The sequence below is a fragment of the Octadecabacter temperatus genome (assembly GCF_001187845.1).
In the GTDB taxonomy this organism is placed as follows: Bacteria; Pseudomonadota; Alphaproteobacteria; order Rhodobacterales; family Rhodobacteraceae; genus Octadecabacter; species Octadecabacter temperatus.
In genome coordinates, this window is sequence record NZ_CP012160.1 from 3,186,788 (window position 1) to 3,201,542 (window position 14,755).

Annotated in this window: 14 protein-coding genes; 10 read left to right on the forward strand and 4 right to left on the reverse strand. The window is 52.9% G+C overall.

Annotated features, from left to right (window positions below; genetic code table 11):
• Positions 1 to 140: 140 nt before the first annotated feature.
• Positions 141 to 584, reverse strand: a complete 444-nt coding sequence (locus OSB_RS15995) for a c-type cytochrome (protein WP_049835924.1) — start codon at positions 582 to 584, stop codon at positions 141 to 143.
• A gap of 242 nt (positions 585 to 826) precedes the next feature.
• On the opposite strand from OSB_RS15995, the gene idi reads away from it, so the two are divergent.
• Complete coding sequence (gene idi, locus OSB_RS16000; RefSeq protein ID WP_049836223.1) at positions 827 to 1,345, forward strand: isopentenyl-diphosphate Delta-isomerase; 519 nt, start codon at positions 827 to 829, stop codon at positions 1,343 to 1,345.
• A 7-nt stretch (positions 1,346 to 1,352) separates the two neighbouring features.
• Here the strand turns inward: idi and glpD are convergent, their stop codons facing one another.
• Complete coding sequence (gene glpD / locus OSB_RS16005; RefSeq protein ID WP_082166537.1) at positions 1,353 to 2,930, reverse strand: glycerol-3-phosphate dehydrogenase; 1,578 nt, start codon at positions 2,928 to 2,930, stop codon at positions 1,353 to 1,355.
• Between the two features lie 121 nt (positions 2,931 to 3,051).
• Between glpD and OSB_RS16010 the strand changes: the two genes are divergently transcribed.
• Entirely contained in the window at positions 3,052 to 3,798 is a 747-nt protein-coding gene (locus OSB_RS16010; RefSeq protein WP_049835926.1) for a DeoR/GlpR family DNA-binding transcription regulator, read from the forward strand.
• Positions 3,799 to 3,801: 3 nt separating this feature from the next.
• On the opposite strand, the gene OSB_RS16015 is transcribed toward OSB_RS16010, so the two are convergent.
• Together OSB_RS16015 and araD are read right to left on the reverse strand one after the other, a co-directional pair.
• Entirely contained in the window at positions 3,802 to 4,710 is a 909-nt protein-coding gene (locus tag OSB_RS16015) for a Gfo/Idh/MocA family protein (RefSeq protein ID WP_049835927.1), read from the reverse strand.
• A complete protein-coding gene (araD, locus tag OSB_RS16020) occupies positions 4,710 to 6,452 on the reverse strand; it encodes an L-arabinonate dehydratase (RefSeq protein ID WP_049835928.1) in 1,743 nt (580 codons plus the stop codon). The genes OSB_RS16015 and araD overlap by 1 nt, the downstream gene beginning before the upstream one ends.
• A 196-nt stretch (positions 6,453 to 6,648) precedes the next feature.
• Here araD and OSB_RS16025 point away from each other — a divergent pair, with 196 nt between their 5' ends.
• The 8 genes from OSB_RS16025 to OSB_RS16060 all read left to right on the forward strand — a co-directional run bounded on the left by OSB_RS16025 (position 6,649) and on the right by OSB_RS16060 (position 14,750).
• Positions 6,649 to 7,437, forward strand: a complete 789-nt coding sequence (locus OSB_RS16025) for a hypothetical protein (RefSeq protein WP_049835929.1) — start codon at positions 6,649 to 6,651, stop codon at positions 7,435 to 7,437.
• A 3-nt stretch (positions 7,438 to 7,440) separates the two neighbouring features.
• Entirely contained in the window at positions 7,441 to 8,811 is a 1,371-nt protein-coding gene (locus OSB_RS16030; RefSeq protein ID WP_049835930.1) for a tetratricopeptide repeat protein, read from the forward strand.
• The gene (locus OSB_RS16035) at positions 8,804 to 9,208 is read left to right on the forward strand and encodes a hypothetical protein (RefSeq protein WP_049835931.1); all 405 of its coding nucleotides are present in this window, start codon (positions 8,804 to 8,806) and stop codon (positions 9,206 to 9,208) included. The genes OSB_RS16030 and OSB_RS16035 overlap by 8 nt, the downstream gene beginning before the upstream one ends.
• Positions 9,205 to 9,966, forward strand: coding sequence for an FkbM family methyltransferase (locus OSB_RS16040; RefSeq protein ID WP_049835932.1), 762 nt, complete (start codon positions 9,205 to 9,207; stop codon positions 9,964 to 9,966). The genes OSB_RS16035 and OSB_RS16040 overlap by 4 nt, the downstream gene beginning before the upstream one ends.
• 76 nt (positions 9,967 to 10,042) lie before the next feature.
• Positions 10,043 to 10,861, forward strand: coding sequence for a flagellar motor protein MotB (locus tag OSB_RS16045; protein ID WP_049835933.1), 819 nt, complete (start codon positions 10,043 to 10,045; stop codon positions 10,859 to 10,861).
• 107 nt (positions 10,862 to 10,968) lie between these two features.
• Positions 10,969 to 12,273 carry a flagellar hook protein FlgE gene (locus OSB_RS16050; RefSeq protein ID WP_049835934.1) on the forward strand — a complete coding sequence of 435 codons (1,305 nt, stop codon included), beginning with the start codon at positions 10,969 to 10,971 and terminating at the stop codon, positions 12,271 to 12,273.
• Between the two features lie 17 nt (positions 12,274 to 12,290).
• Entirely contained in the window at positions 12,291 to 13,736 is a 1,446-nt protein-coding gene (flgK, locus tag OSB_RS16055; RefSeq protein ID WP_049835935.1) for a flagellar hook-associated protein FlgK, read from the forward strand.
• Positions 13,737 to 13,739: 3 nt separating this feature from the next.
• On the forward strand, positions 13,740 to 14,750 hold the full coding sequence (locus tag OSB_RS16060; protein ID WP_082166491.1) for a flagellin: 1,011 nt from the start codon (positions 13,740 to 13,742) through the stop codon (positions 14,748 to 14,750).
• Positions 14,751 to 14,755 lie beyond the last annotated feature (5 nt).

Consider the following 14,755-nt stretch of genomic DNA (forward strand, 5'->3'; position numbering starts at 1 on the left):
AGAGGAGTTGTGACCTATGCGCTCTGTTCGCACAATCGTTCTGACACGAATGTGACCACGAGAAGGGCGCGCAAATAAAAAGGGCCACGCAATGCGCAGCCCTATCGTTGTGTTTCTTACTGAGTGTTCTCGTCTAACGCTTATTCAGGTTCCCCAAGCGTCGCGAGGAATGCGTACATGTCTAGCGCGTCTTGTTCATTGCGAACGCGGAAAGCCATTTTGCCACGTGCGCGGTCGTTCTCAAGCGCTTCACGCAACCATGATGTTGGGTCTTGGACGTAAGCGACGAACGCTTCTTCGGTCCATTCGGCGCCACCTTCACCCAGTTCTACGATTGAATCGCCATAACGAAATCCATCCACAGAACCTAGCTGGCGTCCAGCGATTGCAAAGAGGTTAGGGCCTGTTCGTGCGTTGCGTCCGGCCAGAACTTCGCCGTCTGCGTTGGCCACAACGTGACACGCGATGCACTGGCGGTTGAATTGCTGTTCACCTGCCTCAGCATCACCCGAAGCCGCATGGCCATCAGCAAAAGCCGGTGTTGTAAGAAGCGCCATAGCTGTGGCGAGAATAAACTTGGACATAGGAATCTCCCTAGCGTCAATTGAAAGCGGCATCTGCCGCCGCAAGGTGAAAAATAGCCCTTTCACCAGCACCGTCCAGCGGAATAACCGTTTCTTGGCTGATATGCGATAACATGCCGCGCTCAATTCGGTGACGGCTTATTTGCAGATGGCAGCCTGCATGAGGCATATAAGCGATGAAATTCAAATTAGGCGGCTCAATTGAACCAGTTCAGAACCAAATCACGACGGACCAACGCAAAATGACTATGATTCCCGGCTGGGTTGATGGGGTTCTAACCCCTGTGGAAAAACTGGAGGCCCACCAAAAAGGCATCCGGCACAAAGCCGTTTCTGTATTTGTGATGGATGGAACGTCGGTTCTTATCCAGCGTCGCGCTTTGTCGAAATACCATACACCCGGATTGTGGGCGAATACCTGTTGTACGCATCCGCATTGGGATGAAGACGCTGACATTTGCGCAGTGCGACGCCTTGAAGATGAACTTGGAATTAAGGGTCTAACACCGCAGTATCGCGACCAAATCGAATACCGCGCCGACGTGGGTGGCGGTTTGATCGAACATGAAGTCGTTGATCTTTTTGTCGCGCATTCGCTTAAAGAGACCTTAAATTTGAACCTTAACCCCGATGAAGTCGCTGAAACGCGTTGGGTAGATATCCATAAGCTCGCCGATCAGGTCGTCGATTACCCCGATCAGTTTACTCCGTGGCTCAAGATTTACTTGGCCAACCACTTGGATCTTGTGCTCTCGACTTAGCGCAGAATTAAGAGGATGGGGGGCGGGCCAGCATCCAAACGTCTAGCGCTTCAATTTGCTCAGCAGACATACGCAGCCCCAGCTTGTTGCGACGCCAAACAATGTCATCCGCTCTGCGCGCGAATTCTTTATCCATAAGCCAGATAACTTCGCTTTCATAAAGCGTAGACCCAAAATCCTGCCCAAGGTCTGAGGCGTTTTTAGCGGCCCCTAAAATCACGCGTGCGTCGGTTCCATAAGCGCGCACCAAACGTTTCGCCCACCGATTGTCGAGGAAGGGAAAGTCCGCCGTAAGGGCGTCGATAAGCGCCTGAACGCCATCGACCGGAAAGTCACCACCGGGCAACGCGATCCCAGCTGTCCAATCATCTGGCAACGTGTCGAAATACGGGCTGATTTCCTTTAGCGCGCCTTCAGCGAGACGGCGGTAAGTTGTGATCTTTCCGCCAAAAATATTGAGGATCGGCGCGCCACCCTCATCGTTGACGTTCAAGATGTAATCGCGTGTCGCGGCTGTCGCGCTTTTTGCGCCATCGTCATAAAGTGGGCGAACACCCGAATAGGTCCAGACCACGTCATCTGTCGTTATGTCTTGCTTGAAGTACTCGTTCGCAAACGCGACGAGGTAGTCGCGCTCAGCCTCCGAACATTCAGGATTATCATCTGGGTCTTCGTGCGCGGCTTCTGTGGTGCCGATCAAGGTAAAATCGGTCTCGTATGGAATCGCGAAAATGATGCGGCCATCCGTACCTTGGAAGAAATAGCTTTTGTCATGGGTAAACAGCCGTTTCGTAACGATGTGCGATCCTCGAACTAAACGCACATTTTCGGTAGAATTAAGACGCACCTTTTGTTGGATGATGTCACCAACCCAAGGGCCGGCCGCATTCACCAACATCTTTGCGCGAACTGTGGTTTCCTCGTTGGTGTCTTGGTCGCGAAGTTGAACCACCCAATGATCGTCATGCCTGATCGTGGAAACCACCTTTGTGCGCACCTTTATTGTTGCTCCACGGTCCTCAGCGTCACGGGCATTCAGCACGACAAGACGCGAATCTTCGATCCAGCAGTCAGAGTATTCAAAAGCTTTTTCAAACCTGTCTTCGATACCGTCGCCCTCAGGCGCGGTACGCAAGTCTAAGGTTGCTGTACTTGGCAAGATTTTCCGCCCGCCCAGATTGTCATACAGAAACAACCCGAAACGAATAAGCCACGCAGGCCGTCGGCCCTTCATCCAAGGCATGACGAAGTTCAAAATTTTGGACGTCGGGGTTGAGCCCTCAAATCGCATATCCTTGTGATAGGGTAACACGAAACGCATCGGCCAACTGATGTGGGGCATAGCGCGCAATAATGTCTCTCGCTCGATCAGCGCTTTTCGCACGAGGTTCACCTCGAAATATTCAAGATACCGTAGCCCACCATGGAACAGTTTGGTCGATGCGCTTGATGTGGCCGACGCGAGGTCGTTCATCTCTGCTAAGCCGACATTCAACCCGCGTCCCGCAGCATCCCGCGCGATTCCGCAGCCGTTGATGCCGCCGCCAATAATAAACAGATCGTGGTCTACTTGTACGTCCGACATTTCCGCCATCCATGGTGATAATTTGCGAACCACCCTTATCAGAATTTCCAAAAAGAAAAAGAACGATCTTCGTTTGTGTTCGTTTCTAGTCAAACCGAACATCGTATGCTAGCGTCGGGTTATGAGCTTTCGACATTCACAAATTCTGAATCGGGCACGCCAAGACGGCAAAGTCACTGTTGAAGGTCTCGCAAAGGCGTTTGACGTTACTTTGCAGACAATCCGTAGGGATCTGGGTGAACTCGCAGAGCAGGGACGCCTCGAACGGGTGCACGGTGGCGCAGTATTGCCTTCGGGTTTAACGAACATTCGATACGAGGAACGTCGCCGTTTAAATGATGCTGCCAAAGAACGCATTGGGATCGCCTGCGCTGCTGAGATCCAAAATGGCACGTCGATTTTCCTAGGAATCGGCACGACATGTGAAGCCGTTGCTCGTTCGCTTGTTCATCACGAAAGCCTGCTGGTTGTAACGAACAACCTGAATGCCGTGCCCATTCTGTCGGCTAACGCTCAGTGCAAAGTCATAGTGACGGGCGGCACACTACGTTCTTCAGATGCCGGCCTAGTCGGTGCGCAAGCTGCCGTAACCGCTAGGCAATTCAAGTTCGACACAGCCATCATCGGATGCTCAGCGATGGACGAATTTGGCGGGTTTTATGACTACGATCTTGATGAAGTCATTGTAAGCCAAGCCGTAATTGAATGCAGCCACTCGACAACCCTTGTCGCAGATAACGCGAAGTTCGGGCGAAAAGCTCCGGCGCGTATCGCTGACCTTGCCGACATTGTCACGTTTTGTACCGATTTAGAGCCAAACCTTGCCCAAACGGCTAAGCTGAAACGTATCGTTGTCGCATCAGAATAGCTGTTACCAATCGAACGCAGGGGCAATCTGTCTTTGTGCCAGCGTCATAATGTCAGACACATGAACCATCGGTGAAAGGTCAACGTCGGACTGTCCATTCTTAACCAGTTCAGCCATGCGTGCATAAAGCGCGGGATACTCACCAAGCTCGTTCACTTCCTGTTCGTGACCATCAACGACGCAACGATTGCCACCCTCCGAGAGGTGAACAATCGTCCCATCCGTTGTCGTGAACTTTTGTTCCCAAGTCTGACTACCCTCCTGCAGCCAATCAAACGAAGCGGTAACATTGTTCGTGAATTCCATCTCAGCGCGGATAGGCGTTTGACGATTTTCAGGCGTTTGAAGAACCGCCGACTTTAGGTGGACAGCCGACGGTAAAACTTCGGTCATGATCGAAAGCGCGTTAATACCGGGGTCAAGCACCCCCATCCCACCGGGTTCGAAAACCCAGTCCTGATTTGGGTGCCATTGGCGTACGTTTTCTTTCCAGTCGACATGGCCTGTAGCAACAGTCTTGTCCGCTAAGGCGGCCTTTGCGGCCTGAACGCCTTTCGCCATACGGCTGTGCCACGTCGCAAACAAAGTGACTCCCGCTTTCTTAGCGATCGCCTCTAGGGCGTACACTTCTGCAAGCGTCGCGCCAGGTGGTTTTTCCAGCATCACATGTCTACCCGCGCGCAGGCAGGCGGCAGCGTACTCAAATCGCGGCACAGGCGGCAGACAAAGGCTAACCACCTCAACATCCGGGTTTTCGGCAAGCATAGTATCTAAATCTGCGAACGCAGGAACGCCATCAACCGTTCCTGCACGGCTAACAGTCGCTGCGATCACCCAGTCATCTGAGGCCGCGATAGATGGCACGTGCTGATCAACGGCGATCTTCCCAATTCCAACAAGCGCAATCTTCATTAGTGGGACTCCCGCGCCACTGCGTTACCGCGTCGTCCAACCAGGAAATCAAAATCCGCACCTTCATCAGCACGGTTTACCTTGTCGTGATAAAGTTGCGCATACCCACTCGCTGGTCGCTGAACCGGCGGTGCCCATTTCGCCAAACGCGCCGTCAATTCATCCTCAGATATGTCGAGGTGTATGCGACGCTCAGCGACGTTTAGCTCGATCATGTCACCAGATTGAACAACCGCCAAAGGACCGCCAGCAGCAGCCTCAGGGGCGGTATGCAATACAACAGTGCCGTAAGCCGTACCCGACATACGCGCATCAGAGATCCGAACCATGTCACGAACACCCGCCTTCAGCAGCTTTGCGGGCAGCGCCATGTCGCCAACCTCTGCCATCCCCGGATACCCTTTCGGGCCACAGTTCTTCAGGACCATGACACATGTCTCGTCGATATCTAGATCATCGCGATCAACGCGCGCTTTGTAATCGTCAATGTCCTCAAAAACGACGGCGCGGCCGCGATGTTCCATCAACTCAGGCGATGCGGCGGACGGTTTAATAATCGCGCCGTTCGGCGCAAGGTTACCACGAAGCACGGCAATTCCTCCGGACTTTCGAAGTGCCTTTTCAGTCGGAACGATTACATCATCATTCCAATTCTGAACGTCCTTCACTTCTTCCCAGATAGACCCCCCGCTGACGGTCAGAGCGTCCTTGTGGAGCATGCCCATCTCGCCAAGTCGCTTAATCACAACAGGTAGGCCACCCGCATAAAAGAACTCTTCCATCAGCCACTTACCGGAGGGCAGCAAATTCACGATCGTCGGGACGTCTTTGCCGCAACGATCCCAATCTTCCAGCGACAGCGGTACTTCACACCGACCAGCCAACGCCTGCAAGTGAACAACAGCATTCGTCGATCCACCAATAGCGCCGTTGGTCCGGATCGCGTTTTCGAACGCCTGTTTCGTCATGATGTCAGACGGCTTGAGATCGTCTTTAACCATTTGAACAATACGACGTCCGGTCAGCTGACTCATCATACGGCGACGGCTATCGACCGCAGGGATCGCAGCGTTACCAGACAGCGCCATCCCCAGCGCCTCAGCCATGCTGGCCATCGTGGACGCGGTGCCCATCGTATTACAGCCGCCAGCACTTCGAGACATCGACGCTTCGGCTTCAACGAATTCTTCTGGAGACATCTCGCCTGCTTTTACTGCCTCATTAAACCGACGAATATGCGTGCCGGAACCAACGCGCTCACCACGGAAATGACCGTTCAGCATTGGTCCGCCAGAGACGACAATCGCGGGTAGATCAACTGACGCAGCACCCATCAAAAGTGCAGGCGTAGTTTTATCACACCCCGCCATAAGAACGACGCCATCAATCGGTTTCCCGCGAAGCGCTTCTTCAACGTCCATCGCACACAGGTTGCGGAACATCATCGCTGTGGGACGTAGCGCGGATTCAGATGGGCTGAACACTGGGAACTCGACAGGAAAACCGCCCGCTTCCCAGATGCCGTTCTTCACCTTCTCGGCAAGTTCACGCAGGTGCCCGTTGCAGGGCGTCAGGTCAGACCACGTGTTACAAATGCCAATGACAGGGCGGCCATCGAACAAGTCATCCGGATACCCTTGGTTCTTCATCCAACCACGGTGATAGATCGCGTCTTTGCCGGTTCCACCGAACCATTCTTGTGATCGCAATTTGCGTGGCCACTTGGCAGGTTTAAAAGTCATCGCGCTATCTCCGTTGGTGAGATTTAGGTTTCACCCCTCAATTCAGAAAGCGCAAGAGGGCGAAATGAAACCACTGCGGCGCCGCCATCCTACCGCGCTGCTATGTTGTCACGGGGGCGAATTATTGCAGCATTGGTTTTGACTTGGCGGGGCGTTTGCGATTCTATCCCCTAAAAGAGCAGTATTGGAGACGGCGATGCGCCTGTCAGTGGCATTCGAAAACACCAAAGACACACCAGAAGGACGCGGTCCGGTTCAGGTGGGTTGGTTCCTAAACGAAAAGAAGGGTGGCGTTATCTATGACGCGCCAGAGCGTGTTCGATCTGTTGAGATGAACCGCGAACATGCCAAATCCGCGTCCCGCTGCCCTGCTGTGATCAATATGGAAAGCCGATACTTCATGGTGAAGTGCCCCTTCGATATCCACATCGGGTTCGCGCGTGACGATAAAGGTAAGCCCGTTTTGCGAAACCTTGCGGGTACGCAGTCCAACGTCCGTGCAAGCAAACTTGGCGACAAACTGCACATCACGTCTGAAGTTGAATGGCGCACCAAAGGTATTCCGACAATCCAGCTGTCATTGCCCTACGTCTTCATCGCGGATGAGCCTGTTTATATGAGTCAGGTCAGCCCATTCATGCACTATTCCAAAGACCCGCTTCCAGGCACGATCTTTGGTGGTCGCTTTCCAATCAATGTTTGGCCGCGTCCTTTGATGTGGGCGTTTGAATGGCATGAGCCAGGCAAGCCGATCAAAATCAAACGCGGTGACCCACTGTTTTACGCTGGGTTCGAGACGCAATCCCCTGAACGCAGTGTGGTTCTGACGGAAACGGAAGTCACGCCAGAGCTGAACGAGTACATGGAGCTGATTTCTGGCGCAGTAAACTACGTCAATCAGACGTTCTCGCTGTTTGAAGCCGCTGAAGAACGGCGGCCGGAAACGCTGTTGAAACCGATCGCGCGCAAACGAAGCAAGGGTTGAGAAATGGCCGCTGAGACTTTGGCAGACCTGCGCACCAAATCGGTGGACGCACACAAAGCTGGCCGTCATGAGGATGCCCTAGAAGGGTACACGCGCTTTTTGCAACACCGACCGGCTGACGCGGGGATTTGGACAAACCTTGGTGCGCTTTACCGTGCGATTGGTCGTCATGAGATGGGCCGTACGGCGCAAATACGGGCACACGCCTTGGCGCCAGACGACATCGGTGTGCTCAATAACTACTCCAACATTTTGTCAGACCTGGGCGACTACGAGCACTCAATCGAGTTGCGTAAAAAGTCGCTAAAGCTTGATCCAAGCCACGTGATGCATCACGCGATGATTGGTCGATGTTTACGCGGCTTGGGTCTGTACCAAGACGCGATCGATTACCTAACTCCGATGATCAAAGCGCATCCAGAAGAGAACGAAATCAAACTCCAGCTCGCGTTCGCACAGCTGGGCGCTGGGCAATACGGCGCGGCGTTCAGAACATATGACGCACGCTGGAATAGTGACGAGTTAGACCAACCCCAGCTCCCGTTTCCAAAGTGGAAAGAGGGCGCGTCGATTGAAGGTAAAACGCTATTGATCCTACCCGAGCAAGGGTTTGGGGATATGGTCCTGCTAGCGCGCTTCATTCCCCTTATCGTAGACATGGGCGCTAAAGTTCGACTCGTGGTGAAGAAGCCGTTGCTGCGGTTGTTTGAAGGAATGGACGGCGTTGATTGGGTCGGTCCAGCCGCCTCCAAAGATGATCCCGTTGATATGTGGCTGAGCCTGATGGACATGCCTAAACTTGTCATCGGCCCAAGTGAAAACGGTGACGTTCCGTCGCCCACAAAGCTAACAATCCCTGCAGATTCAGTTGAACGTGCCAAGCGCCTGACGTCCAAACATAGCGACATGTTCAAAGTCGGCGTGGTTTGGTCTGGGTCCGCCACCTATAAAGGCAACACATTCCGTTCGTTTACTCACCGCGAGTTTTTGCCAATGGTAAACACGCTAAACGTCCAGCTGTTCTCTCTCTATAAAGGGCCATTCCTTGAGGCCTTCCAAAAAGACGGAAGTGCTGGGCTGATTATCGATACCGCAAGTACAGATCGTGACTTCGCGGATTGTGCTGCGACGATGAAGGAAATGGATCTGATCATCACATCAGACACAGCCACCGCGCACATTGCGGGTTCACTGGGTGTCCCAGTTTGGGTCATGCTGCATTGGGACGCATTCTGGGTGTATCGACATAAGGGTGATACGACGCAGTGGTATCCGTCAATGCGGCTGTTCCGACAAGCAAAACCACAAGACTGGGCATCAGCATTTGATGCGGCAAACAAAGCGTTGGTAAAAGAGGTTTCTAAACATGGCTGATCATATTCTTGTTCCCACAGCCCCCGGTGAGTTGATCGACAAATTGACAATTCTTCGACTGAAAGAAGAACGTATTTCGGATCCGGCAAAGGTTGAAAACGTACGTGTGGAAAAAGCGGCTCTTATGGAAACAGCAAATGCCCACGTTCCCTCTAGCGCCGCGTTAACGTCTCTTTGGGAAGACCTCTATGCGATCAACGCAGACCTCTGGGTGATCGAGGACGACATTCGCGATTGTGAAAAAGCCAAAGACTTTGGCGATGAATTCATTCGCCTCGCGCGCGCCGTTTACATCACCAACGATAAGCGCGCAGATGTGAAAAAGAAGATTAACCTGCTGCTAGGTTCCGCTCTTATCGAAGAGAAATCCTATAGCGACCACGGAGTTGAAACATGACTGAAAACGTAGCCGAAGCACGTCGCCTATTGCGCAAAGAAGCAACAAAGCTTCAGAAGGCCCTCGACAAAAACCGCTCCCGCGAACGCGGCCCATTGGTCCGTCGATTTCATGAAGTGCGCCAGATGCTGTCACCGCTGTATTCTTATACATCGCAGGCTGGGCAGGATTTTGTGGTTGACCAACTTATGAAGCACAAACGAGAGGGTACATTCATCGATGTTGGTGGGTATGACGGTGTAACAGGGTCTAACACTTTCTTCCTTGAGACAAATCGCGGCTGGACTGGTGCGCTTGTCGAACCCGTGAAAGCACAGCTCGTTAAGGCCGCCGCCTTGCGGACATGTCCCTGCATCGAAGCCGCGATTGCCCCGACTGAAGGCGAGGCCGATTTCATCGAAATCAGCGAGGGTTTCACCCAGATGAGCGGCTTGGCCGACACTTACGACAAGAAACTCCTGCAGACAGTTCGCAATGACAAACGGCACCGCGAAAACGTCACGAAGGTCAAAACGAAAACCCTATCCAGCATTTTGGAATACGCGAAAATCCCCGATCCAGATTTCATCTCACTGGATATCGAAGGCGGCGAGATCGCTTGCCTCAAAGCGTTTCCTTTCAAAGATCATAACGTCAAAGCCTGGGCGATCGAGAACAACCCTGGTACGTCGGAGATCAAACAACTCATGGACGAGAACGGTTATAATTTAGTCGAATTTTGCGGACCAGATGAAGTTTATTTTAAACGTTCGTCATAAGGCCAACACATTTCGATCACGCTTCACGCTTTAAGCAACTGATAGGTCTTACTCCAACATAGAACTGGAGTGGGCCATGTCAGATCGATCGAATGCACCGATTATTATTAAACGCAAAAAGGTTGTCGCCGGTGGCGGGCACCACGGCGGCGCGTGGAAAGTTGCCTATGCGGATTTCGTGACTGCGATGATGGCGTTTTTTTTGCTCATGTGGCTGTTGAACGCGACGACTGAACAGCAGCGCAAAGGCATTGCCGACTACTTCTCTCCAACGATTCCGGTGAACCGGATTTCAGGTGGTGGCGAAGGAATGTTCGGCGGAACCAACATCTTCACCGATGACACCTTGGTTCAAGACGGTACCGGACAATCCGGCGGTGTTCCGACAATCGGCGAGGATGCGGGCGCACTGGAACGGGCGGCTGAAATCGCGGCTCTGCAAGAAGTTGAATCAATGCTTCTGGGCATCGGTGGTGAAAGCCTCATTCAGCAAGAAGCCTTGCGCCACGTTATAACACGGCTCACCGACGAAGGTCTTATCATCGAAATCTTTGCCCGTGAGAACGCGCCGTTGTTCGTTGACGAAGGCACGGAACCTACGCTCGTTTTGATAGAGCTTACGACGATGTTTGCACGCGTGTTTGATATGGTCACGAACCCAGTCGCTGTGGAGGGCCATTCACGGACGCTACCGCTTGTCGTTGCGGATCGTCCGGTTTGGGACATTTCTTCTGGGCGCGCTGAAACCGTGCGTCGCCTCTTAGAGGCAGGCGATCTCGATCCCTTGCGAATTGCACGCATGACTGGGCACGCCGATAGGGACCTTGCTCGCGAAAGTTCTGTGTCGGTGCGAAACAACCGGATTGAGATCACGCTGCTGCGGGTTGTCGAATGAGGCGGCCGAAAATTTCTACTGCATTTTATCTATTAGGCCGACGTTAAGTAGCTTGGCGGTAAGTCTGACCTAAGTACGTCCAACCTTGCGACAGAAAGGCCAAGCACATGACGATTTCATCTTCCCTAAATGCTAGCGTAGCGGGGCTTGCATCCAATGCGAGCCGCCTTGCAACGATCTCAGACAATATCGCGAATTCATCAACCTACGGGTACAAGCGTGCAGAAGCTGACTTCCATTCAATGGTCATCGATAGCGGCAAAGGCACCTACGCCGCGGGTGGCGTCCGCGTAACAACCCAGCGCTTGATTGATGAACGCGGGCCGCTAGTTTCGACATCAAATCCAACTGACCTCGCCGTTCGAGGGAGCGGTATGTTGCCAGTTACGGAAGGTTCGGCTGTTGGAATTGGCAATACGACAGACTTTCCAATGCGTTTATCAACGACAGGCTCCTTTCGCGCAGATGCTGACGGATTTCTCACAACGGAGTCAGGGCTCGTTCTATTAGGATGGCCAGCCAACCCAGACGGATCAATCCCAACGTTACCGCGTGACAGCTCCGGCGGTTTGGAACCTGTTCGCGTAGACACCAACCAGTTCGTTAGCGACCCTACGACTGCAATTCAGCTTTCGGTTAACCTTCCCGCGACAGAAACGGCGGCCGGTGCAACTGGCGATACTGAATCACTGTCGGTCGAATACTTTGACAACCTTGGGATCGCTGAAAATCTTTCCGTCAGCTTCGTCCCAACTGTTCCTGCAACGGGGTCGTCCAATACTTGGACCATGTTGATCGAAGACAGTGCCAGCGGTGGAGCAGTTGTTGGGAACTATACGCTTCAGTTTGACGATACCCCTGGGTTGGGGGGTCGCTTGTTGTCCGTTACGGACGCGGTCGGGGACCCTTATGACGCAGCTGATGGGACCATTACCGTCGCAGTTGACGGCGGTGATGTATCCATCGGCATTGGTGTTCTAGGCGAAGCAGGGGGGCTGTCACAATTGTCAGATGCTTTCGCTCCTGTGTCGGTCACGAAAGATGGCTCGCCAGTCGGCAACATGACCTCTGTTGAGGTCGACGCGAATGGCTTCGTACACGCATTCTTTGACACAGGCGTCTCGCGTACAATCTATCAAGTTCCAATCGTCGATGTCCCCAATGAAAACGGGTTGGTCACACAAGACCACCAAAGCTACACGGTGACGCCGGAAAGCGGGCCTTTCTACCTTTGGGACGCTGGTGATGGGCCGACCGGAGATATCGTAAGTTATGCCCGCGAAGAATCCGCCACTGATGTGGCTGGCGAACTAACACAGCTCATTCAAACACAACGCGCGTACTCATCCAACGCCAAGGTCATTCAGACCGTGGATGAAATGCTGCAGGAAACAACCAACATCAAACGATAGAATTGAGGTAAACGGCCATGAGTATTTCCAGCTCGCTTTCTAACGCCCTAACAGGGATGACTGCCGCGTCGCGCATGGCCGAAGTTGTGTCCTCAAACGTCGCTAATTCATTGACGGAAGGATACGGACGCAGATCCGTGAACTTGTCCTCCGCAGTGATCGGGGGCGCTGGCGCCGGTGTGCAAATCGGATCAGTGACCCGCCATGTTGATAGCGGAATCATAGCTGACCGGCGGTTGGCGAGCGCCGGTTTAGGGGGGTATGAGACACTGGTTTCGACAATGAACCGTATCCAGGACGTTATTGGCGAAGTTGGTAGCACCGATTCAATCTCAAGCCGGATCGTCGCAGTGGAATCTGCCCTAATCGACGCAGGATCCGACCCTTCATCAAACATCAATTTGTCCGCGCTGGCCGAAAAGCTGAGCGATGTTGCGACCAGCTTAAACACCGCATCTAACAACATTCAATCCGAACGAGTACGCGCGGATTCTTCAATCTCTGACCAAGTCGGTAGGCTGAATACAGCCCTTTCTCAGGTTGAGCAGCTCAACAAAGATATTACGAATGCGAAGAATTCAGGGTATGATCCGTCAGGTTTGATGGATCAAAGGCAACTCGTGATTGACGAGATATCTGAGATTGTCCCAGTACGCGAAATAGATCGAACCGGTGGTCAAGTAGCTTTGATGACACCCAGCGGTGAAACCCTGCTTGATGGAGAGGCCAAAGTTTTCGGGTTCATCCAGAACGCAGTAATTACACCCGACATGACGCTCCAAAGCGGAGGACTTTCCGGGATTACCCTCGACGGTCAACCGATTGCGACTGACGGAATTGGAAAGCTCGCGGGCGGCACGCTCGGGGCAACGTTTCAAGCCCGCGATTCAGAGCTTGTAACGGCGCAGCAAGGTTTGGACGCAGTCGCAGCAGACCTAATTAGCCGTTTTCAGGACCCGAATGTCGATCCGACACTTGCCGTTGGGCAAGCGGGAATATTAACGGACGCAGGCGCGGTCTTCAGCGTTACGAACACAACCGGGCTTTCGTCTCGAATTTCGCTCAACGCATCGGTGGATCCAACGGTTGGCGGGGCAACCACAAAGCTTCGTGATGGCCTTAACGCGACCACTGTTGGGCCGAGCGGAAATGCCAGTTTGCTCCAAGCGATTTCTGGAGCACTTGCAGATCCAAGATCAACATCAACCGATTCTATTCAACAAAGCGCGGCCGGACGGGCATCAAACTTTGAGGGTGAAATGGGGAGCACGCGTGTTGAGTTCGAATCCGAGGTTAGCTTCGCGAATGCCAGATGGTCGAGTTTGAAAGAAGCCGAATCTGCGGATGGCGTCGACACTGATTACGAAATGCAGATGTTACTGCGCGTTGAGCAGGCCTACGCTGCGAACGCACGTGTCATTCAAACTGTCGAAACACTTATGCAAAGATTGTTGGAGATTTGAGCTATGGCAATTTCAATGGTTGGCGATCTGCGCCAACACCTCTTAACAACGCGTCACAATACATCTCTGAAAACCCAGCTTAACACGCTTGTTCAGGAGCTAACGTCTGGTGAGACAGCTGATCTCACGTCACATCTTGGTGGTGATCAGACCACTCTTTCCGGCCTTGACCGCCAGCTTCAGATGCTCGGCCAGTTTGCACAGTCAAATACAGAAACTGGGCAGTTTCTTATTATGATGCAAACGGCGCTTTCAGGGATCGACAGTCAACGTGAAACGGCAAGCAATGCCCTACTCTCCATCAACCTCTCGAGCACGGCGTCGCAAATCGGGAATGCCGCTGACGTTGCACGCAACGGCTTTAATGCGGCCGTTCAATCCATGAATCAACGTTCAGGGGATCGAGCTATGTTTGGTGGAAATGATTTGGAGTCCAACCCATTGGCGGATTCTGAAACCATGATGACAGCGCTCCAAAGTGCTGTGGCTGGTTTAACTTCTGCTTCTGATATTGATGCAGCGGTTGATGCTTGGTTCGACATCCCGGGTGGGGGCTTCGAATCAAACGGCTACCAAGGTGATACGATTGGCTACATATCCAGGCCAGCTGGAGCAGAGCAGACCGTAGAAATCGGTGTTCGCGCAGACGATCAAGCGATCCGAGACACGCTTAAAGCGCTCGCGAAGGGTGCGCTTGCCGGAGACATTGCTCTTAATCTTGAAAAAGAAGTTCGACAGAGCCTCCAGGAACAAGCAGGCGTCGATTTGCTAACCCAAGCCTCGGAGCTAATCGGACTTCAAGCCAGTATCGGATACGCAGAACAACAGATCGAACAATCAACGGTTCAGATTTCAGCGCAAACATCGTCATTCAGTATTGCGCGAAATGAACTTGTCGCTGCGGATCCATTTGAAACAGCGACTCAGCTACAATCCGTCCAGCTTCAGCTCGAGACTCACTACACCCTAACTGCGCGCTTGTCGCGCTTATCCTTAACGGAGTATTTACGTTGAAAAGA